The sequence below is a fragment of the Bradyrhizobium sp. SBR1B genome (assembly GCF_014198205.1).
GTDB lineage: Bacteria > Pseudomonadota > Alphaproteobacteria > Rhizobiales > Xanthobacteraceae > Bradyrhizobium.
This window is the reverse complement of record NZ_JACIHC010000008.1, coordinates 126,684-147,252: the sequence shown is the minus strand read 5'-3', so window position 1 is coordinate 147,252 and position 20,569 is coordinate 126,684. Positions and strand designations below refer to the sequence as shown.

15 protein-coding genes and 1 pseudogene are annotated in these 20,569 nt (G+C 63.4%); 4 read left to right on the top strand and 12 right to left on the bottom strand.

Annotated features, from left to right (window positions below):
• Window positions 1-7: 7 nt before the first annotated feature.
• Window positions 8-1,369 (top strand): polysaccharide pyruvyl transferase family protein, encoded by a 1,362-nt coding sequence (locus GGD61_RS21880; RefSeq protein ID WP_312012689.1) that lies wholly within the window; start codon window positions 8-10, stop codon window positions 1,367-1,369.
• Window positions 1,370-1,393: 24 nt separating this feature from the next.
• Here the strand turns inward: GGD61_RS21880 and GGD61_RS21875 are convergent, their stop codons facing one another.
• Together GGD61_RS21875 and GGD61_RS21870 are read right to left on the bottom strand one after the other, a co-directional pair.
• Entirely contained in the window at window positions 1,394-2,515 is a 1,122-nt protein-coding gene (locus tag GGD61_RS21875) for an acyltransferase (protein ID WP_018323203.1), read from the bottom strand.
• 262 nt (window positions 2,516-2,777) lie between these two features.
• A complete protein-coding gene (locus GGD61_RS21870; RefSeq protein ID WP_183231100.1) occupies window positions 2,778-6,686 on the bottom strand; it encodes an RHS repeat protein in 3,909 nt (1,302 codons plus the stop codon).
• A 227-nt stretch (window positions 6,687-6,913) separates the two neighbouring features.
• Between GGD61_RS21870 and GGD61_RS21865 the strand changes: the two genes are divergently transcribed.
• Window positions 6,914-7,117 (top strand): hypothetical protein, encoded by a 204-nt coding sequence (locus tag GGD61_RS21865; protein WP_092261607.1) that lies wholly within the window; start codon window positions 6,914-6,916, stop codon window positions 7,115-7,117.
• Window positions 7,118-7,245: 128 nt separating this feature from the next.
• Here GGD61_RS21865 and GGD61_RS21860 read toward each other — a convergent pair whose 3' ends face one another.
• From GGD61_RS21860 to GGD61_RS21840, 5 genes are all read right to left on the bottom strand, one after another.
• Window positions 7,246-8,637, bottom strand: a complete 1,392-nt coding sequence (locus tag GGD61_RS21860) for a hypothetical protein (RefSeq protein WP_092261606.1) — start codon at window positions 8,635-8,637, stop codon at window positions 7,246-7,248.
• Window positions 8,634-9,911 carry a glycosyltransferase family 4 protein gene (locus GGD61_RS21855; RefSeq protein WP_018323207.1) on the bottom strand — a complete coding sequence of 426 codons (1,278 nt, stop codon included), beginning with the start codon at window positions 9,909-9,911 and terminating at the stop codon, window positions 8,634-8,636. Before GGD61_RS21855 ends, GGD61_RS21860 begins: the two co-directional genes overlap by 4 nt.
• A 30-nt stretch (window positions 9,912-9,941) precedes the next feature.
• Complete coding sequence (locus GGD61_RS21850; RefSeq protein WP_244550778.1) at window positions 9,942-11,222, bottom strand: hypothetical protein; 1,281 nt, start codon at window positions 11,220-11,222, stop codon at window positions 9,942-9,944.
• 161 nt (window positions 11,223-11,383) lie between these two features.
• The gene (locus tag GGD61_RS21845) at window positions 11,384-12,523 is read right to left on the bottom strand and encodes a glycosyltransferase (RefSeq protein ID WP_092261604.1); all 1,140 of its coding nucleotides are present in this window, start codon (window positions 12,521-12,523) and stop codon (window positions 11,384-11,386) included.
• Window positions 12,524-12,797: 274 nt separating this feature from the next.
• Window positions 12,798-13,901 carry a glycosyltransferase family 1 protein gene (locus tag GGD61_RS21840; RefSeq protein WP_092261630.1) on the bottom strand — a complete coding sequence of 368 codons (1,104 nt, stop codon included), beginning with the start codon at window positions 13,899-13,901 and terminating at the stop codon, window positions 12,798-12,800.
• Window positions 13,902-14,080: 179 nt separating this feature from the next.
• On the opposite strand from GGD61_RS21840, the gene GGD61_RS21835 reads away from it, so the two are divergent.
• Window positions 14,081-14,956, top strand: a complete 876-nt coding sequence (locus GGD61_RS21835; RefSeq protein ID WP_092261629.1) for an aldose 1-epimerase family protein — start codon at window positions 14,081-14,083, stop codon at window positions 14,954-14,956.
• Between the two features lie 28 nt (window positions 14,957-14,984).
• Here GGD61_RS21835 and GGD61_RS21830 read toward each other — a convergent pair whose 3' ends face one another.
• Both GGD61_RS21830 and GGD61_RS21825 read right to left on the bottom strand, forming a co-directional pair.
• A complete protein-coding gene (locus GGD61_RS21830) occupies window positions 14,985-15,833 on the bottom strand; it encodes an MBL fold metallo-hydrolase (protein ID WP_092261603.1) in 849 nt (282 codons plus the stop codon).
• A 91-nt stretch (window positions 15,834-15,924) separates the two neighbouring features.
• The gene (locus tag GGD61_RS21825) at window positions 15,925-17,082 is read right to left on the bottom strand and encodes an acyltransferase (protein WP_092261628.1); all 1,158 of its coding nucleotides are present in this window, start codon (window positions 17,080-17,082) and stop codon (window positions 15,925-15,927) included.
• A 295-nt stretch (window positions 17,083-17,377) separates the two neighbouring features.
• Between GGD61_RS21825 and GGD61_RS21820 the strand changes: the two genes are divergently transcribed.
• Window positions 17,378-18,193, top strand: coding sequence for a response regulator transcription factor (locus GGD61_RS21820; protein ID WP_092261602.1), 816 nt, complete (start codon window positions 17,378-17,380; stop codon window positions 18,191-18,193).
• Window positions 18,194-18,204: 11 nt separating this feature from the next.
• Here GGD61_RS21820 and GGD61_RS21815 read toward each other — a convergent pair whose 3' ends face one another.
• The 3 genes and pseudogenes from GGD61_RS21815 to GGD61_RS21805 form a co-directional block, all read right to left on the bottom strand.
• Window positions 18,205-19,011 (bottom strand): lytic transglycosylase domain-containing protein, encoded by an 807-nt coding sequence (locus tag GGD61_RS21815; RefSeq protein WP_177237415.1) that lies wholly within the window; start codon window positions 19,009-19,011, stop codon window positions 18,205-18,207.
• 50 nt (window positions 19,012-19,061) lie between these two features.
• Window positions 19,062-20,206, bottom strand: a pseudogene (locus GGD61_RS21810) (alpha/beta hydrolase family protein).
• An 85-nt stretch (window positions 20,207-20,291) separates the two neighbouring features.
• Complete coding sequence (locus GGD61_RS21805; protein WP_143109112.1) at window positions 20,292-20,495, bottom strand: hypothetical protein; 204 nt, start codon at window positions 20,493-20,495, stop codon at window positions 20,292-20,294.
• Window positions 20,496-20,569: the final 74 nt, after the last annotated feature.

Here is a 20,569-nt window from a genome sequence, read left to right as displayed (position 1 = left end):
GGATGTCGTGAAGCAACTGATCCCGGTGCCCGTACGCAGGCAGCTCCGAGGCTGGCTCAACAGCGCGAAGAATACGCCGTTGGCGCTCGACCTGCTCGAGCTGCGCAGATGGCAGATCGCCAGGAGGGACGTCGGCGTCAACGCCGCGCCGCGCAACACTCCGCGCCGGCTCGTCGTGCTCCCCTCCGATCCCTGGAGCGTTCGTCAATCGCGCGGCGATGAGGCGATGATCGAAGCGGCCACTGGGGAGGTGAAGAAGACCTATCCGAACCTTGAGGTCTACATTGTCACCGCGACGCCAACGGCCAGCGCGGACGTGCGCGCGATGGGCTTCAAGCCGCTCGAACTCTGGAGACAGCCGTTCTCATACGAGACGGTCGCGCAGGAGCTGTCGCTCACCAGGCCGGATTTCGGGCTGGTCCTGGGGGCCGACGTGCTCGATGGCTACTATTCGCCGGTGGATGCCGCGCGCATGCTGCTCGTGGCCGATCTGATGGCTGCGTTCGGCGCCAAGGTCAGCGTGCTCGGCTTCAGTTTCAACTCCCGCCCGGCGAAAGCGCTGCGCGAGGTGTTCCGGCTGCTGGACCCGGGCGTGGTGCTGAATCTGCGTGATGCAATATCTCTTCAGCGTTTCGACGATTTCGCGCGGAAACGTGCCCATTTGGTCGCCGACGCGGCGTTCATGCTGACCCCGCGGGCGGATACGGCCGCAGTGAAGCAGATCGCGGCCACGATCGCGCGACAACGCGAGCAGGGTCGCAAGGTCTTCGTCTTCAACATTCATCCGATGTTGTTCAGGAAGCCGGAGCCGGCCAAGCTGCGGCAAATGATAGAGCTCGCCGCGGGCGCCATGGAGCGGCTGTCTCGCGAGCACAATGCAAGCTGGTTGTTGCTCGCTCATGACTACCGCCCAGAGATCGCCGACGACAATTGCCTTCGGCCGCTGGCCGACCGCCTGAAGCCCACGCTCGTCGATCACGTGCATCATGTCGATCAGGCGCTGTCGGCGGGCGAGATCAAGGCCGTTGTCGGTCTGGTCGACGGTGTGATCACCGGCCGCATGCATCTCGCGATTGCGGCGCTGGGGCAGGGAACGCCTGTCGCGGCGATTACCTATCAGGACAAGTTCCAGGGCCTGTTCGCGCACTTTGGCGTCAGCGAATCGTTGTTGCTGTCGCCGGCCCAGTTCCTGGTCGACGACAGCTTTGAGAAGTTTGTGCTGCAGTTCCTTGGCGCACACGAAGCCGCCGGTGAGAAGGTACGACAGATGCTGCCGGATGTCATGGAGCTGTCCCGCGCCAACATCGCACCGTTGCTGGGCGACAGTGCGATGCGGACGGTGCAGCAGGCCGGCGGCAAGGTCGCCTGAACGCCCTCACGTCGCCGGCAGGCGTCAGTTGACCGCCCGCTCGGTGTTGTCAAAGCGCACGGAGGTGTCGGCTGCGGCCGGCTTGCGCGAGGACGTGGCACCAATGTCGGCCCAGCGGTTGATGAAGCGCCGCGCCGGATTTTCGAAATAGGCGTAGGTGCGGTCCGCGGCGATGGTCAGGACCGCGCAGCACGCCAGAGCGAACAGGCCGAACTGATCAGGACGCAGTCCGAGCCAAATCCACAGCGGCTTGAACACGGCAATGAGAATGGCATCGTGCAGCATGTAGATCGCATATGAGGTGTTGCCGAGCCGTCCGAGCAGGCGGGCGCCCGGAAACTCCTTGAAGGCGCTCTCGCCGACCGCCGTGAGCAGGATGGCGCATGAGAACAGCAGGATGGCGAGGTCCGGCTTGGCGAAGACGTTGAGGACGAGCACGGAGAGGCCGAACATGCCGATGCCGGCGAAGATCATCCGCTTGTGCCGGTAGGGATGCGACATCCGGAATAGAATGGCGAGCAGGATACCGTTCAAAAAGCTCGGCAGCGCGCGGAGCATCCCGTAGTCGAAATTGGCGCCATACATCTGCGACCGTTCCTGCCAGATCGGCAAATGGCCGTGAGCAAGGACCAGATAGAGCGCGGCGACGATCGCGCCGAGCACGAACGGTTGCACCTTGCGTGCAAGCAGCATCAGCAGCGGAAAGATCAGATAGCAGAAGAACTCCGCGCTGATCGACCAGGACGGCGAGTTGAAGCTGAGATGGTCGGTGACGCCCCAGGCCTGGAGCAGCAGAAGATTGTACAGGAAGTCCAGCGAGGTCGAGCGGGCCGTGCGCTCCAGGCCGACGCCGATGAGCACCACGAAGATGAGCAAGCTCAACAGATGTAGCGGATAGATCCGCGCGATGCGACGGATCATGAACCGGGAATAGGCCGCCACGCCACGTGCGTCGGACGGGTAGGAATAGGAGATCACGAAGCCGGACAGGATGAAGAACATGTCCACGAACAGGCCGTAGGATCCGTTCCAGGCCGGCGAAATGCCCGTGTCGATCAGCTTCAGGTGAAAGATGAAGACCCCGAGCGCAGCGACGAAGCGGTAGAAGTCGAGAACGACAAAACGTCTTGCTTCACTGGCTTCCATCGGGCCTCAGAGTCCTTGCGCGGTTTCGTCTCGCTTCTAGAGACGAATTGTGACGCAAGTTCGCTGGATGGAGCGGGGAAGGTGGCGTGATCGCGGATCGGTCGGCCTCGAGTTCCTCGAAACCATCTTGCCGGGGAAGTGAACGTCTTCATCGTCCCAACTCTGCCTTCTGATGAGGCAGACGCCTAACGAGCGGGCCGGGACCTTGGCTGGTCCCGGCCCGTGTCAACGTTGATGCGGACTTGTCGTCAGCTCGCCTTGCTCAGACGAACAAGAAATCGTGGCTCGTCAGGCTGCTGACATACACGTTCTTCAGCAGGATCGAATCATTGGCCGAGAACGTGATGAGCGCATTCGTCCCGGATTGCGTGATCTGCAGGTGACTGTAGTCCGCGGCCAGGAGCTTCGAGATCTGGACGACGTCGTGGGTTGTGCCGTCACCAGCCTGGAAGTTGAGGATCTGGTCCTGGCCGTGATCGTAGGCAACCGTGGTCGAGTTTGGCGCGGCCGAGAACACGTCATTGCCGGCCCCGCCCTGGATCGTCACGCCGCCGGCGACGGCTGTGACATTGTGGGTGCCGTCGGCCTTGGTTTGATCGAAGAATTGCAGCGCGCTGGCGGAGTTGTAGTTCTCGTGCTGCGTCGTACCGGTCTGTCCGTTGAAGTTGAACAGGAAGACGTCCTTCGAGCCGTCAACGTTGTTGGCGATCTCCTGGGTCTTGGTCCCGGAGCTGTTGTAGATGTCGGTCAGCTTGCTGCCGTCGTCATGGATGACCTGGGTATAGTCCAGGGTGCCGTCGGCGTGGGTTCGGGTGAGCTCGACCAACTTGCCCGAGGCATCGAGGTGCTGATGCTGGGTCGTGTAGGACTGCCCGGTGATGTTGTAATTCCAGTTGTCGGATGTGCCGTCGGCGTTCTTGATGTAGGCAGCGCTCTTCACGCCGCCGGTATAGACGGTCGTGGAGCTGTAACCATCGCTCTTGGTGGTCACTTCGCTGGTGATGACGCCGTTGGCATCGTACCAGTCGGAGGTCTTGGTGCCGTCGGCGCTCTGCACCAGCGTGAAGGCCAGGCTGTCGTCCGCATGGGTGCGCACGATGTTGGTGAGGAAGCCGGTCGAATCGTAGCTGTCGTGCTCGTTCGTGTAGTTCTGGCCGACGACGTTGAACTGGAAGACGTCCTTCGATCCGTCGGCGTGGTAGTCGGTTTCCGTCTTCTTGACACCTGATGCATCGTAGTTGGTCACCACGCTGCTGCCGTCGCTGTTGACGATCTGGGTGTAGTCGAGCGAGTTGTCGGCATGCCAGCGGGTCACCTCGGTGGTCTGGCCGGATGGATCGAGGTGCTGGTACTGCGTGGTATAGCTCTGCCCGGTGATGTTGTAGCTGTAGTTGTCGTGACTCATGTCCGCGTTGGTGATGTACGCCGCGGTCTTCACGCCATTGGTGTACACCGTGGTCGAGCTGTAACCGCTCGGCTTCTGGACCACCTCGCTGGTCAGCACGCCGCTGGCGTCGTACCAGTCCGTGGTCTTGGCCCCATCGGCGCTCTGCACCAGCTTGAACGCCATGCTGCCGTCAGCGTGCTTGCGAATCAGCGTGGTGAGGAAGCCGGTCGCGTCGTAGATGTCGTGTTCGGTCGTGTAAGTCTGGCCGGTGATGTTGAAGAGGAAAACGTCCTTGCTGCCGTCGGCGTGATAGTCGGTTTCCTTGGTTCGCGTTCCCGCGGCATCATAATTGGTGACGACGCTGCTGCCGTCGCTGTTGATCACCTGGGTATAGTCGAGCGTGCCGTCGGCATGCTTGCGGGTCACGGCGGTGACCTTGCCCGTGGGATCAACGTGCTGGATCAGCGTGGTGTAGCTCTGGCCGGTGATGCCGTAGGCATAATTATCCTGGCTGCCGTCGGCATTCTTCACATAGGCGTTGGTCTTGACCCCGTTGCTGTAGAGCGTGGTCGAGGAGAAGCCGTCGGCCTTCTGGACCACCTCGCTGGTGAGGCTGCCGGCGGCATTGTACCAATCGGTCGTCTTGGTGCCGTCGGTCGTCTGAGTAAGCTTGAAGGCGAGGCTGCCGTCGCTGTGCAGCCGCGTCAGGCTGGTGAGGAAGCCGGTCGAATTGTAGACGTCGTGCTCGGTCGTGTAGTTCTGGCCTGTGATGTTGTAGGTCCAGACATCCTTGCTGTGATCGGCATGATAGGCGGTCTCGACCAGCTTGACGCCGGTGGCGCTGTAGGTGGTGATCACGCTGCTGCCGTCGGCGTTGTAGACCTGCGTCGAGTCCAGCGAGCCGTCGGCATGGCTGCGGGTCACCGAGGTGACCTTTCCGGATGCATCGAGATGCTGAACCTGGGTCGTGAAGCTCTTACCCGTGATGCCGTAGGTGTAATTGTCCTGCGAGCCGTCGGCATTCTTGACGTAGGCGGCCGTCTTCACGCCGCTCGTGTAGAGCGTGGTGGAGTAATAGCCGTCCGACTTCTGGACGACTTCGCTCAGAAGGGTTCCGGCCGTGTTGTAGGTGTCGGTCGTCCTGGTTGCGTCGGTGCCGACATGAACGAACTTCGTCTTCACGCCGCCGGTGTAGCTGATCAGGTCCTTGGAACCGTCGGTGTAGGCGACGGTGGTCGAGGTCGGCTGTCCGCTTGCATTCAGGCCGGTGTCCGACTTCGACACAAGCGTTCCGCTGGAATTATAGGTCTTCGTGCTGCTCCAGGTCGCAGCCGAGTTCGTCACCGAGAACGAGTAACCGCCCTGGATCTTGGAGAGGGCGCTGCCGTAGTGGGCGATCATGTAGTCCATGGTCGCCTTCGAGGCGACCGGCAGGACGTGCGAATCGGTCAGCGTGATGGTCTGCAGGGCCGTGGAGTCGCTGAGGTCGGACAGTTGCGGCACGATCTCGGCGGCGGTGCCGCTGACAGTGGTCCTTGTGTCCGGCGGAGTCGTGGTGGTCGGAGGCGCGTCGATCTCGATGATCAGCGGGTGATCGCTGACCGGGATCGTGATCGTGCTGACGTCGGTGTAGCTGGCGATCGCCGTGGTCCCTGTCAGCGTGTCGTACACCTTCACCGAATGATGCACGCCGCCCAGGTTCACCGTGACGGTCTCGGTCGGATTGGAAATCTCGGTGTCGTTCGAGTCCTTCCAGAGCTTCGGCTCCGCCCAAACGACGAGCTCGTAAGCGCCGTTGCTCTTGCCGAGCACCATGCTGTTGCCTGTGGCTGGCATGTTGCTCAGGGTGTAGTTCAACGGATCAGTCGGCTGCAGGCCGCCCTTGCCGTCGTCGGCCAGAATGGTCGTCAAATTGTGAATGGCGGTGGCGGCGAGCTTCGGCGTCCCGTCGGAATTGAACAGTCCGAAATTGGCCTCGGGATTGGTATTGCCGGCGGAAGAATCGCGGTCGAACAGCTCGTAGAGATAAGTCGCGCTCACGCCGGCCTTGTAGGCATCGACCAGGGTGTTCAGGATCGATTTGGCCTGCACCGTCTCGTTGACGCCGAGATATTGGGTGTTGGCTTGCGTGGTGTAGCCGGTCTCGGTGATGACGACAGGCTTGCCCGGTGCCGCGGCCATGACGGCGCTCAGCGTTGCCGAAATCGAGCTGCCGGTCGTCAGGCTGGTGCTGACATAGGCGTGGGCGTTGGCGTAGTCGACCGAGCCCGACATGTCGCCGAGCTGGCTGTAGCCTTGCGGATCGTTGTAGGCCAGTGACAGATTGTAGACGGGGATGCTGCCGAGCGCGGCGTTGGCGTTCACGGCCTGATAGAGCGCGCTCTGGAACTGAGCTGCGGCGGTAAGGCTCGAGCTGCCGTTGTAGCTGAAGGGCTGGTGATTGGCCTCGTTGAGCCCTTCGATGGCGCTGATGCTGCCCGGGTGGCTCGTCACGAACTTCTGGAGCGAGGCGATGTAGTTCTGCAGCCCGGTTGTGCCGGTCTGGGGCAGCGCGGATGACACCAGGAAGTCGAACTTGTAGCCGGCAGCGGCCAGACCGTCGACGACGGGTTGCGCGGCCGGGCTGGTCCCCATGGCGTCGCGGAGATGGGTGACGCCGAGATACTCGAGGTCATCGACCATCAGCGCGAGATTGTTGTAGCCGGTCCAGCCGAAGCCGGCGTGCGTGTTGACGCCGATAGAGTCGATGAAGCCGCTGGCGGATAGGATGGTTTGATCGGACATTTCACACTCGAGTTTCAGCGCGAACGAAATTGCTCGCAGGGATTGCGTTCAAGCTTCTCTGTCGAGTGTGAATTTCAGATAAAAATGGAAGCTACAAATCGCGAGCGAAACGAGGTTCCTTGTGCAGGAACAGACTTGCTCTGTGTTGCAGCAGAATATTCATGCGATGCCCGGGCAGCATGGCGTGAGGAAGGCGCTTTCAAGATTTTCGTGATTTGCACTGCTGAATGTATGCGCAGATCGCGCGAATTGGATTTTATATGACAGATTTTGAAAGAGCGGTTGGCGCGCGCGCGGCGCGCGAGGTCGGCAAGGAGCAGCAAGACATTTTCTCGCTGGCCGTGGATCAAAGCATCTTCGTCTCATTCCTTCGCGCTACTCGCGCCTTCCTGCACGGGAAGTTCGCAGATGCCGCTTCCATGGGCGGTTAAACCAATCGATTTACTCGCAATGGTTGTGGCTGCTCAGGGATGGTGCAGCTTTCGCCGCGGAAACCGCTGATGAAGACCCGGTTCCGTATCGGAACCAGATCTGCTTCGCACACCGCTGATGCAGCCAATCAGCTGCGCCGGGCCAGCATCAGAAAGTCTCCGCGCCATCCGATGACCGCCGTTGCCATCGCGGCGACCGCGATCTTGCCGGCCAGCCATGCCGCGGGCTCCGTCGGTATCGAACCGAGCGATCCGATCAGGATTGCGGCCACGACCGCCTGCATGACCAACGGCCAGCGCGGGAACGCCTCGAACCGCAGCGTGGGACCGAGTGCGACCAGGATCGTCGCGAGCGTGGCGACCGCAGCGCAGCCGACCGCCCCCCGCGGCGACAGGCCGGCCGATACCGCGACCAGGGAGAGGGACACAACGATGGCGAGCTGGCAGGCCGCGACGACGACGAGCCTGGTCGCCAGCTTCTCGAGGTGGGGAACGACCGCGATCGTCGCCTGCAGATGGGTGTGCAGGAAATAGAAGGCGGCGACCGTTGGTGCCGTCTCGAGAAAGCCATCCAGGCTCGCCTGCGGCACCAGGATACGGGCGGCATCTGGAATGAATCCAATCAGACCACCGAGCAGCACGAGGGTCGTGCAGATCATGAATTCGAACATCCGCCGCGCCGACTGCACTGACTTTGCGCTGCCTCCGTGTTCGAAGTCGTTGACCACTTCCGGATAGCTCACGGTGTGGATCGCCGCATTGAGAACCCAGAAGGGACGTTGCAGGAGGTCGAGCGCAATCGAAAATCCAGCCCCGGCCCCGGTCGCACCCAGCTGGCCGACGACGATGACACGGAGCAGCACCGGCACCGACAGATGGATGACGGACGCGCCTGCCGCGAGCATGCCGTAGCGGGAGAACTCCTTCCAGTCGGCCAGCATCGTTTGCGGCGACACGCGCTCCATCGGCGTGCGATAGGCGACAAGGCCGGCGAGGAGGCCGAGGGCGTGACCCAAGGCAATGCCGAGCAGCGCCGCTTCGGCCGTCCCCGAGATCATCGCGCCCGCGGCGGCTCCAATCAGAAGGGCGGTGGCACGCAGCGCGAGCAGAAAGGATGCGATGCCCAGCCGGTCGGACAGGCGGACCGACAGGAAGTAAAGATCCGTCAAGCCCTGGAGCACGGATATGCCGAGACCCAACGCGACGATCCCGGTCGGGAGCACGCTGGCCACAGACGCGCAGCTCCCGACCACGACGAGCGCGGCTGCGCTCGACAGGCCGGCGGCAAATAGCGACCACCTCAGCCGCGCCGCCTCGTTTTCCTTGGCTGCCGCCAGAAACCGCAGTCCGGCCAGCTGCAGCCACTCGAACATCAGGACGCAGAGCAATTGGCTCGAGGCCAGCGCGAGGGAAAAGTTGGTGTAGTCGGCGGCGGGCAACAGATGGCTGATCGCGAAGATCAGGATGATCGCCGCGGCGCTCTGATAGACGTAGCCCGCCATCGCGAGGAGGCGTGTCATCGCGGAATGAGGCGCTCCTTGCCGACGATCGATGGCCCCTGCGACGCTTCGGCCGTTGCTGCGCGCACGTGCGACATCCGCTGCTCGCGCAATTGTTCATACAGGTTCTTGTATGAAGACAGCACGTCGGAGAATATCCATTTGTTGGTATCTGCGATCAGGCGCCGGCTGATCTCGTCGATCTTGTGCGGATCGGCTGCGACCGCGAGCATGCTCCTGGCCAGGGATTGCGGATCGGCTTCGGTCAGCCAGCCGGTCACGCCGTGCTCGATGACCTCGGGCATGCCGCCAAAGCGCGTGCCGAGCAGCGGCCTGCCCGCAGCCTTGGCATCTGCGACGACGAGCGGACCGGGGTCGTGCCAGATGGAGGGCGCGATCACGACGTCGACCTGCTTGTAGAAATCGTCCGGCACCACGAAGCCCATGAACTCGATTCGCGCATCGGGCGCGAGCGCCCTGAGGCGCCGTTGCTCCTCCTCGCTGACCCGTCCGGCGATCATCATTCGAATCCGATCACGGGGCAGCTGAGCAAGGGCCTGCATCAAATTGTCGATGCCCTTTTCCTCCGTGAGGCGGCCGATGAACCCGAACGTCACTTCCGTGGTGCAGACCGGCCGAGGGTAGGGCTCGCGCGGCGGCTCGGTCGAGGCGTTGCGGATCACGGTGCGGATCGGCGTCTCCGAGAACATGCCCATGTCGGTATGAATGGACAGGACGCGCTCGCTCACGCCGACCACGGCGCTGAGCCAATGCGTGGCGCGCTTGCGATGAAAGCTCAGAATTCCGCAGCTCGTGCAGGTGTGCTCGCAGGATCGCCCATTGTTGAAGCGGGAGCAGCGCGGGCAAGTCAGATAATAGTCGTGAAGCGTATGGAGCACGGGAACGCCGAGCTGGGCGGCAACGCGCCAGATCGCGGTGGTGAGGCCCGACAGATTGTTGGAGTGCAGCACGTCCGGCTTGAAGGCCCGGATGCGCTCCGCGATCAGGGGGGCCTGCATCTGCCAGTCGTCCACCGCGTGCCAGATGCTGCGGAGCGCGACGTTCTTCTGCTCCGTGAAGGGCAGATACACGTTCCGCACCGGAGCGGAGTAGACGTTGATGCCGTCGCAGGTTTCCGGAGCCTGATGAGGCGTGGATGCGGCCCGGATCACTTCCACCTCATCACCGCGCTGCACCAGACCTTCGGCGAAACGACGGGCGAAAATCTCCGCGCCGCCGACGATCTTTGGGGCCTGAGGCGTCGGATAAAGCGTGGACGTCAAAAGAACTTTCATCGCATCAACCTCATATCTGCAAAATCGCGTCTACCGCGCCGGCCTTATCTCCAGGGCGGGAACGGCACTGTCATTGGCTGCAATCAAAACCGGTGTGCTCGAAACCGGGATCCAGACCCCGGACGCAGGCCTTGCCGCCTGGTCGCACGGCATCGCAAAGCTTGCGCCTTGTTGATCGCCCTTGAGCCGGATCTCGTAACGTCGGTCCGGGGCCTCGGACCAGACTGCAACTCTGCCGCCGGAAGCCGTCGATGCATTGATCGACACGACACCGCTAGCGAGTTCGCGGCGCTCGGCACTCAGGCTGGGGCGAATGAAGGCCCAGGCCCCCTGGGCCGCGCAGGCAACCGGCTTTGGCGAATTATCGAAACGATAGAGCCCGAAATTATCCTCCAGCTCCGACGGGTTCTTTCCGCTGTCCTTGAGCTCGTAGAGCCACATGCCCTTGAGCCAGCGTGTCGCGGTCGACGCCCACAGGATGAGCTGAGCCGTATTGTCGGCCTGGGCCTGCTCGCTGACGCCGCACTTGTTGGTGGCCGTGGTCCAGCCCGTCTCGGTGACGTAGATCGGGAAGTCAGGATTTCCGCTGGCCTGGCCGACGAGACGGTGAAACGCCGTGAGCCGGTCGATGATCTCGGCCGACGTGCGTTTGCTCGGGCCCATGCAGAAATTGTAGAGATGGATCGAAGCACCGTCCGCATGCTGAAGAATGCCGGTTCGCAGCATCTTCTCCGTCCATGTCCAGCCCGGATCGTCGCCGAGAGCTCCGACCAGGAAAGGCGCATGCGGTGCAACGCGCTTGACCGCCGGCCGCGCGACTTGCGCGAGCGCCAGATAGTTCTCCGGTGAGAACGCCGGATCCTTCTTCGCCGCCAGATTCCATTCGTTCCAGAGTTCGAAGACCGGATGCTGCGCCACGACCGATTGCGCCGCCGCCGCGGCATAATCGGCGAACCGCTGCCGGGCCTCATCGGTGGTCGGCGGTGAGGAATTCGGAACCAGATGATGGCCGAAGGCGAGGATCAGGAGGGGGCGCGCGACGCCGGATTTGACTTGCGCTTCGAGCCGGCCGAGCCTGGGCGTGAAGCCCATCCGGCGTCCCCCGACCTCGAAATCGGACCAGGGAAAGTCATCGCGGAAGGCGTTGAGGCCGAGCTGCTTGATCTGCGCGACGTTTTCCGAAGGAACGTATCCGCGCGCGCTCACCGGGCCACCCAGCCCCTGATGGGTGCCGACGCCCAGCAGGAATCGGGCATCGAGCGGTTGCGCCTGCTGTGCGCAGACGGAGACCGGCAGAAAAATCGATGCCATGATGCCCGCGAGGCGGAAGCTGCCGCGAACCAAGGTGCGTGAGAATATCATCGGCTAGTTCATGCTCGCGCGTGCTGCGTTCGCGGTGACACCCAGTCCGGTCCATGACATCGCCATCGCGATCTCCTGCATCTGCGAGGGCAAGTGTGAACGTCGAGCCATCAGAAATTCTTGGAGAGGTCCGACTGCAGCCCCGCCTTCGCGTCGATCGGTGTCCGGTCGTCATGGAGCAGCTCGGCATAGACCTGCTGCAATTGCCCATGCGTCTTCTGAACGTCATAAAACTGCTTGAACCGGTCGTAACCGCGCTGTCCGAGCACCTTGAGGTCGAGATCGAGTGCTCGCCGGAAACCGTCGACGAGTGGCTGGACCGCGACGGGCTCGCAAAGCACGCCGGTCACGCCATCGACGACGATCTCGGGCAATGCTCCGCTGCGGAACGCCAGGATGGGTTTGGCCGCGCGCATCGCTTCCAGGGCAACGAGGCCGAAGGCTTCCCATCGTGACGGGATCACGACGAGGTCGGCGGCCTCGAGTTGGGTCTCAATGGTCGGGCGATCGAGCCAGCCCAGCAGGGACACGTTGGACGGGACGCTCGGGCCTTCGTACTTGTTGACGACGGAGGCGCCGATCATGCGGATCTCCAGCACGTCCTCGAGCGAGCGTGCCGCTTCGATCAGGAGATCAAAGCCCTTCTGGCGGTCCAGCCGTCCGATGAACAGGACCTTGACCTTTTCGGACGTCCAGTCGGCCGCGACAGGCTGCGGTGTGCGGCTCTTCGAGATGCCGTTATGGACGAGGGTGAGGCGCTCGGCGGGAATCCCGGCGCGGACGGCTTCGTTGAACTCGTCGCTCGAGATGCAGATGATTCGGTCCGACGTGCGGGCAAGGAGGTTCTCCGCCGCTTTCGTCACGAGATGACTGAGGCGGCCGGTCTCGCGTGAAAACGCCCAGCCGTGCGGGCAATAGACGACGCGCGGACCGTCGGAGCGGGCCGCCAGCGCCGGGCGCAGCACCAGGCCCGCAAACGAGGAATGCAGGTGAACGACATCAGGGCGAAAGGCATCCAGCGCCTGCATGCTTGCGCGCAGCATCTGGAATAGCCCAGAGATGCCGCGACCGGATCGTTCGAACGTCGTAATCTGGTTGTCATTGATCGCCGGAAGATCGCGGCGATGATCCGACGGCACGACGTAGTGCACGTTCCCGGTGCCGAAGCTCGCCTGTTGCTGTGGGTGCAACTCGTTCAGGTAGCTGGCAATCCCGCCCCGGATCGTCTCGGCGATGTGCAGCACTTTCATCGTTTGCCTTCCGTAGGGCCGCGTTGGAGAGCCGGACATCCTGTATCCCTGTTCTGAGTTCGCTAGTGTTCGCTAGTGCGAGAGACAGTTCCTCGAATACGTAGCGATATTGGGGCAGCGATGTGGTGATGTTGCGCCAAGCTCTTTGTGCGCGTGATTGTCATGGGAAGAACGAAAACTTTTCGTGGAACCATGCGCAGGTGTGCGAGTTGCAGCCAGTTGCAAATTGTTTGTGCGAAAACCGATGCGCGGGATAAGCGAAGTGCATCGAACTTCAAGCAGCGCTGGCAACGTTTGCCGATGGTGCGAGATGATCGAGCAACGACTTCGCCGACTTTTGCCACGAAAAGAACGCAACGCGTTCCTGCTGCCGCCGCCGTTCCTGATCGGAGATGGCGCCGATTGCCAATCTTTCGAGCATCAGCTGCTTCAACGATTCGGCATCATTGGCGTCAAAATACGCAGCGGCGTCGGCACACGTCTCCACGACCGCATCGGCCGTCGAGGCAATGACTGGGCAACCGAAGATCATGGCTTCGAGTGGCGGCACGCCGAAGCCCTCGTACAGCGAGGGAAACACGAATGCCGATGCATGCGCGTAGAGAGCGGCGATCTCGCCGTCCGTCAGACGCCCGGCGAGCAGCAGGCCGGAAACCCCGTCGCCCGAATTGTCTTGAAAGACCTTGCTATTATCCCCTCCGACGATGACCAGGGGAACGTCGGCTCGATCGAGCAGCTGGACAGCGCGGATCGCGATGGAGAGATTCTTGTTCTTGGTCTTTGAGCCCACGAAGAGGAAGAACTTTTGCGGCTGAACGCCGAGCCGGGCAATGATGTCGGGATCCGGCTTCGTCCTGGCAAAGTGTTCGGCGCTATTGGGGAAAACCGGGATCGCCGTTGCTGACAGATTCAGCACCTCGGCAAGCTCTTTGCGCGAAAAGGCCGATACGGTTGCGATGCTTGCGTGCCGGGCGAGCAGCCGGCCCATGGTTCGGTGAACTGCCAGATAGCGCCAGTTGAAGAAGTCGGGCCTGCGAAAGACCTGTGCGTCATGGATCACCACAATGTGGTCGCGATGGAACACGGGGCCGGAATTGGCGAGACTGATCAAGCGGCCACCCGCAGCGGCGCGCGCCAGGTCGATTTGATCCCAGGCGTGCCCGCGCAAGCGGCCGACGGCGCGAATCTTGATTCGCTCCAGCTGGAGCTGCTCGCTTGCATCCACGGGCGTCAGCAACTGCCAGTCTGCGTTCCGCAGCGAGGCGGGAGTTTGCTCCGACGCCAAAAGCACGTCGATCGCCTTGACGATCTCGGCGGCATAACGCTGAACGCCGGTGAGCTTTTGCGACAGAAAACGACCGTTGATGAAGAATTTCAATTGGCTACCATAGTGTTGATCGGAGTCCGGGCCGCCCTGCAGCAAGCTGGCGGGGGACGAACCGCAAAGGAGCAACCGTTAGGTACAGAAATATGACGTAGCCCTGCACGGTGGAGACGTTCCGCCTGCATGGCTGACGTTGCCTTGCTGCGTGTGAGGTCGCGGTGTAGATGTCCGCCATGAGTGACGACACCCACTCCCTCCGCAGCGGGGGGCTCACCGCGACCATCAAGGCGCACGGCGCCGAGCTGTGCTCGTTGAAGGACAATGTCACCGAATTCGTCTGGCAGGCCGGGCCAGAATGGCCGCGCCATGCGCCGCTGCTGTTTCCGATCGTGGGGCGCCTCGCCGGGGACGAATTGCGGCACCGGGGCAAGACATACCGGATGACCCAGCACGGCTTTGCGCGAGACAGCCGCTTTGCATGGGCGGAGCGCGGCGAGAGCCGCTGCACGCTGGTGCTCGAAGACAGCGAGACGACCCGCGCGCTCTATCCGTTCGCGTTCCGTCTGACGGCCGCGTATGTCCTCGATGAGGCCGGCCTCGACCTGACGCTCACGATCGCCAACACCGGCAAGGAGACTTTGCCGGCCTCGATCGGCGGTCATCCCGCCTTCAACTGGCCGCTCCGGCTCGGAAGCGCGAAAGAGGACTACGCGCTGGCTTTTGCGAAGGTGGAATCCTCTCCCGTCCGCCGACTCGATGGCGGGCTGCTGCGCCCGGCAACGGAGCCGAGCCCAGTCAAAGGTGCCGCGCTCCCCCTGTCGGAATCCCTGTTCGTCGATGACGCCGTCATCTTCGACCGAATCGAAAGCGACGCGGTCCGCTATGCCGCGTCCAGCGGCCCCTGGCTCAAAATGTCCTGGCGCGGCTTTCGCGAACTCGGCGTCTGGTCGAAACCGTCGGGCGCGCCGTTCCTCTGCATCGAGCCCTGGCGCGGCTATGCCAGTCCCGCCGGCTTTGACGGCGAATTCGCGGACAAGCCGGGGCTGATGCATATCGCGCCGGGTGCGGAAGAGCGCTTGTCGTTCCGGATCGAGGTCGGATCGTCCTGAAGCCGAAGGGCGAGCCGAGCGTCGGCCCTCAGATCTCGATGCGCGTGAGATCCTCGCCGAGCACGACCGGCCCCGCATAATCCTGCCTGACATCCGCAAGCAGCGCTTTCAGCATGGCATCGTCGGCGCGCGGCCGGTGATGAGTCAGCGCGAGCTTTTTGACGCCGGCCTTGGCCGCAACCTTGCCGACGGTGTCGCCGCAGGCGATCGTGAATTTCGCAAGGCGGCGGAGGTGCTCGTTGTTGATCTCCGGCGTTGCGAGAAAACAGCACTGGACAAGCAAATCGGCGCCCTCGGCCAGCCGCTCGAGACCGGGGCAGGGGACCGTGTCGCCGGAGATCGCGATGACCTTCCCCTCCGCCTCGAAGCGGTAGCCGAGACACATCCAGCGCGCCAGGAACGCCGGCGACATGTCGAGGCCGTCGCCGTGCGAGACGAGCTCGGCGCTGATCTTCCAGCGGGCGGTGTCGAGCACGGGTCCGGGAATGATGTCCGTCGCCACGACCGGTTTCCAGCCGCCGAAGGTCGGCTCGCCCTGATCGCGCCAGGCGATGTCCTTGTCGTAGACCTGCGTGACCAGCGTGTTGACAAGCCGTTCGGTGTCCGGCGGTCCATAGATGCGCAGATCGTCCTTGCGACCATGCATCCATGAATTCAGCATCACATCGTAGAGATCGCCGATGTGGTCGAAATGGTGATGGGTGAGGAAGACCGTGTTGATGGAGCCGAGCGGAACGCCGGCCTTGCTGAGCTGCACCACGACGCCGCGGCCGGCGTCGAACAGGATGTTCTCGTCGCCGAGCCTGATCAGGGTGGTCGTCGCCATGCGGCGCGGGTCCGGCCGCGGGCCGCCGGTGCCGAGCAGTATGACCTCCATGGAGCCTTCTCCAGCGTGAAGAGTCTCCACAGTAGATTCGGAGGCGGCAGCGAGGCAAGCCGCATCAGGCCCGGAGCATGCAGCGGGGGACTTAGGGGATGCTGGCCGCGGTGGCGGCGACGGCTGGCCGGAGGCTTGACCGGTCCGGTCCTGCCTTCGTTAGGCGATGCGCCAGATCCTGCGCGTGCCGTTCGACCAGATGCCAGGTCGCGCGCGCGACGAGATAGCTCAGCACGGCAGTGACGACGTAGGCAATGAGCAGCGAGACCAGTCCATCGGCGAGCGGCCAGAGCTGATGCAGGCCGTAGATCACCGCGAAGTGCGACAGGTACATCGAATAGGAATTGCGGCCGAGCGCCTCGAGCGGCTGGAAGCGGATGGCAAGCTTGATGCAACCTGTAACCAGCGCGCCGAGCACGAGGTTGATCATGAGATAGTTGAATTCGTGCGAGCCGGTGACGCGGTCGGCGGCGAAGGACAGCGCAATGAAGACCGCGTAGATCGCAGCGTCCGACTTGGCAAATCTGTCGCGCAGCGCGAAGAACAGCGCGCATCCCACCAGGAAGACCGGAAGCTGGTTCAGGAAGCTGATGTGCAGCGTGGTCCAAACGAATGCCTCGTGACCGGGGCCGTAATAGGCGGAGAACAGCGCGAAAGCCCACGGCTTGAACAGGCAGACATTGACGAGATGCAGCACGATCGCCAGCGCGAGATAGAGATGGCGGCGCGAACCGAACGCGGTGATCAGAAGCGGGAAGACGAGATAGAAGGTCATCTCGGCCGCGATCGACCAGTCGCCGGGCACGACGCTGTTGACGCTGTCCGGCCAGAAGCCGTGCAGGAACGTCGCGGTGAGGATCACTTGAGCTGGCCCGATGCCGCCAGGCGCATTGGCGCTCGGGCCGGTGCCGTTGATGACGAGGTAGATCGGGATCGCGAGCCAGAACAGCGGCGCGATGCGCAGGAAGCGGCGGATGTAGAACTTGCGCGTCGGACTGGTTTCGACACGCTGCGTCCACATCAGGCACATCGTCATGGCGCTGACGAAGTAGAAGACGTTGACGCCGGTCCAGCCGCACATGAAGGCGTAATCGACGGCGTGGATATTTGATGGAAACGACTGCGAGACGTGGATGGCCATCACGCCGGCGATGGCCAGGCCGCGCAGGACATCGAGCGTGTGCGAGCGGCCGAACGGCGCTATGCCTTGCTCGATTCGACCGGCAGCCAACCGGGCCTGCCCCTGCATCACGCCTGCTCCGTGGTTTCGTATTGTGCAGGCGGGACAATAGAGGCGCAGGTGGGCTTTCCGAAGCCGAAGGCTGTCTTTACGTTAACCGCCGGTTGAGTCCAAAGCTGAATGTGTGGGGTCGCCGGCCCCGGGGCCGGCGTAAGGCCTCCCAGGGGCCATCCTGCGGTACGATGCGCGGAATGAGAATTGTGGGCCAATTCATACTTAATCCCTGGAGACCATGAGCAATATTGTTTGCGCGTCGCAACGCGCCTAATATTCCAGCAAGCAATTTCGGGGGCTCGAACAAGTCGTGAATGTCCGTTCACATGACAGCGCATTGCGCGGTGACTTGAATTTCCAGGTCGGGTCCCAGGCACACAGGACATCCAAGACAGTGGTTGATCCCGCACTTAAGGAATTGCGTCCCGCCGGCCGCGAGCGGCTGATCGTCGTCGAGGACGATTCGGTGACGCGGACCATGCTGGTCGGCTATTTCAGCGAGAACAATTTCGACGTGGTCGGCGCCAGCTCCTGCGCGGAGTGCCGCCAGGCGTTGCGCGCCCGAACCGATCTCATTTTCCTCGATGTGCAACTGCCCGATGGTGACGGCTTCGAGCTCGCCAAGGAGATCCAGGCGACCAGCAACGCGGGCATCATCTTCGTGACGCGCCGCGACACCGACGTCGATCGCATCCTCGGCCTCGAGATCGCCGGCGACCACTACGTCACCAAGCCGATCAATCTGCGCGACCTGCTGGCGCGCGCACGCAGCGTGCTGCGGCGGCGCTCGCTCGACCGCAAGGCGGCGCGCAACCACAATTCGATCGCCTTCGGCGACTGGATCATCGACCTCACCCGGCGTGAATTGCTCGGCAGCGACGGCAAGCCGGTGGCGCTGACGCGCGCCGAATTCGACCTGCTCGCGGCGCTGGTCGGTGCCGACGGACGGCCGCTCAGCCGCGACTATCTGATCGAGGTCGTCAGCAACCGCCAGGCCGAGGTCGACATCCGCACGGTCGATGCGCTGGTGGCGCGGCTGCGCCGCAAGCTCGTCGGCAGCGGCACGCCCGTGATCGCGACCGTCACCGGCGTCGGCTACAAGCTCGCGCTCAGCGAGCGGCTCTAGGGCACTTGTCGTCAGCGCGATGCGACGCGCTTCCATCGCGCTGCGATGCGAGCCTTGATCTGGCTGACCCTGGCCTCGTGCGCGGCCCAATAGGCGCGGCTGGCGGCCGCGGTGCCTTGACGATAGCGGGCATAGACGGCTTTGGGTTGCGCAGCCATCTTCGGGCGGCTCGCCGGATTTGCCGGAGCTGCCGTAGGTGCTGCGGGAGTGGGCCGGGGCGCCGGATTCGGAGCGGCCGCAACCTCGGTCTCAAGAGCCTTCGAATTCATGGCGGCAAGACGGTTGCGGGCCCGATTGCAATAGACCTGCGACCGCGCGGTCATATCTTCTTCGCCATGGCCTGCCCGATACTTCATGAGGGCCCGGCAGAGATCCCCGCCGGCGAGGCGCCAGGCCCGGCTGAGATAAAGCACCCCGTAATGGATGTTGATGTCGGGTTCGGTGAGTTCCGCATCGCTGCCCCGGAAGCCCAGCATCGCCGCCGTCTCGGGCCGCACCTGCATCAGGCCGATCTCGCCGACGCTGCCGATGACGGCCGAATTGTAGCCGCTTTCGACGAACACGACCGCTTCGGCGACATCGGCCGGTAAATTGGTGTTTGCGGTTTCTCGCTCGATGATCTTCCGGATCATGGCCCGGGATGACGGCGTTTCGCCGGCGCCGAGCTCCGTCCTGCCGGTGGAGATCGCCGACGTCGCGTGCGGCCCGTCCATCTCGGCGTCTCCGGCGTGCGCGCAGATCGGGGCCGACAACAGCAGGACGACCGCCAGGTGTCTCCACGTCGCGCCGAGATTGAAGCCTGCCCGATCCCACAGCATCGGTCCGTCATAGAGCTCCGGAGTTAATAAACCGGCCTCCGCTGCGGCAACTAGCGCGCGCGGGCGCTCTGATCGGTGGACGTCGCTTGCGCAGGTTCAGCCAGCCGGTCGTCGATCGCATAGAGCGTGCAGGTCGGCGACCATTTCATGCAGGCCGCCAGTGACTCGCGCCGGCGTCGTCGGCCGTGATGTGCCCCGAGCGCCAGCCGTAGCCGCCATTCGGCGACACCGCGAACGCCTTGTGCGGCAGCATGCTGGCGAGATAGCGCGCGAACTCGGCCCGCGCGGCCTCATTGAGCTGGCGCGGCGGCGGCAGCGGATCGGGCGGGCTCAGGATGTCGCGGCTGACGAGGCCGCGCTCGCGCAGGAAAGCGTCGACATAGGGCGTCCATTGCGCACGGCTCGCCACCGCATAGATGTAGTGGCCGTCGTCACCGAACGGCGGCGCCGCGATGAATTTTGCATTGCCGCCACTGGTGCGAAATCCGTCATGGAGGCGGCGCGCGAGGTCGGGGCCGAAATAGGAATCGTTGGTCGCATAGACCCACAGCGTCGGTACGCGCGAGGTCTTGCCGAAGGTGGCGAAGGCCTGCACCAGCCCATCGGGATTGCAGACGTCGTCGTCGTCGCGCGAGCCGCGGCCGCCGGCGAAGTTGATCGCGGCGACGAGACCGGACGGCGCCTGCGCAGAGAGCGCGATCGTGGCGAGCCCGCCGGCGGAATGGCCGGCCGCGATCATGCCCGTCGTTGTGACGTCAGGGCGGCGCGCCATCGCATCGATCGCGGCCCGTAAGTCGGCAACCGCGACCGCGACTGCGGGCAGATAAGCGGCTTTCGCGCAGCCGCCGACGCTGTCGACGCGTCCGCCGGGCGAGCTGCCGTAGCCGCGCCGCATCACGATCAGCGCGGCAAAGCCGCGCCGGGCATATTCCAGCGCAATGCCGTAATATTTGTGCGCGGACATCGTCGCGCGGTCGTCGAAGCTGCGCGGCGAGCCGTGGCTGAGCAGCGCCAGCGGATAGCGCTTCGTCCCGGCCGGGCGGACCAGGAAGGCCTCGAGCCCCTGCGGCCCGGCCTCCGCCATGGGGATGCGGAGATCCTCGGTGTAGAACTCCGCGGCCACCGCAGACGACGGCCCGTCCGCCGGGATCAGCCAGGCGATCAGCAGAGGGAGCAGCTTGCGCAGGACAGCCATGAGGCGATTCGAACAGCCGGAAGGCCTCGACCATAGCACGATCCCGCAATTTGCATTGCGGTGCCTACGTGCACGACGCGCGGCGCTAGCGCCCGGTGGATGCGCCAGAGGTGTCCGTGGTGTCGCTACGGAGCTCCCGCTCGAACCGGCGCCTCACCTTGGCGAGGTCATGATCCACGGCTGCGTTGCGCAGCATCGGGTTGCGTTCGACGCCGGTTTGCTCGACGTATCCGGGAGACGATAGCACCAAGGAACTGGCGAGCAGCAGGGCCGTTGCGAGAATGGTCATGTCCCCATTCATGGACCCAAATGCGGCCATTTGTTGCCGGCGTCGGCCGATGGCTTTTGAGTTGGCGTGTGCAA

Excerpts from the sequence above, each read along its gene's own strand:
- GGD61_RS21875 (WP_018323203.1), bottom strand. The coding sequence starts at position 2,515 with ATGGAAGCCAGTGAAGCAAGACGTTTTGTCGTTCTCGACTTCTACCGC.
- GGD61_RS21870 (WP_183231100.1), bottom strand. The coding sequence starts at position 6,686 with ATGTCCGATCAAACCATCCTATCCGCCAGCGGCTTCATCGACTCTATC.
- GGD61_RS21865 (WP_092261607.1), top strand. The coding sequence starts at position 6,914 with ATGTATGCGCAGATCGCGCGAATTGGATTTTATATGACAGATTTTGAA.
- GGD61_RS21860 (WP_092261606.1), bottom strand. The coding sequence starts at position 8,637 with ATGACACGCCTCCTCGCGATGGCGGGCTACGTCTATCAGAGCGCCGCG.
- GGD61_RS21855 (WP_018323207.1), bottom strand. The coding sequence starts at position 9,911 with ATGAAAGTTCTTTTGACGTCCACGCTTTATCCGACGCCTCAGGCCCCA.
- GGD61_RS21850 (WP_244550778.1), bottom strand. The coding sequence starts at position 11,222 with ATGGCATCGATTTTTCTGCCGGTCTCCGTCTGCGCACAGCAGGCGCAA.
- GGD61_RS21845 (WP_092261604.1), bottom strand. The coding sequence starts at position 12,523 with ATGAAAGTGCTGCACATCGCCGAGACGATCCGGGGCGGGATTGCCAGC.
- GGD61_RS21835 (WP_092261629.1), top strand. The coding sequence starts at position 14,081 with ATGAGTGACGACACCCACTCCCTCCGCAGCGGGGGGCTCACCGCGACC.
- GGD61_RS21830 (WP_092261603.1), bottom strand. The coding sequence starts at position 15,833 with ATGGAGGTCATACTGCTCGGCACCGGCGGCCCGCGGCCGGACCCGCGC.
- GGD61_RS21825 (WP_092261628.1), bottom strand. The coding sequence starts at position 17,082 with ATGCAGGGGCAGGCCCGGTTGGCTGCCGGTCGAATCGAGCAAGGCATA.
- GGD61_RS21815 (WP_177237415.1), bottom strand. The coding sequence starts at position 19,011 with ATGCTGTGGGATCGGGCAGGCTTCAATCTCGGCGCGACGTGGAGACAC.
- GGD61_RS21805 (WP_143109112.1), bottom strand. The coding sequence starts at position 20,495 with ATGACCATTCTCGCAACGGCCCTGCTGCTCGCCAGTTCCTTGGTGCTA.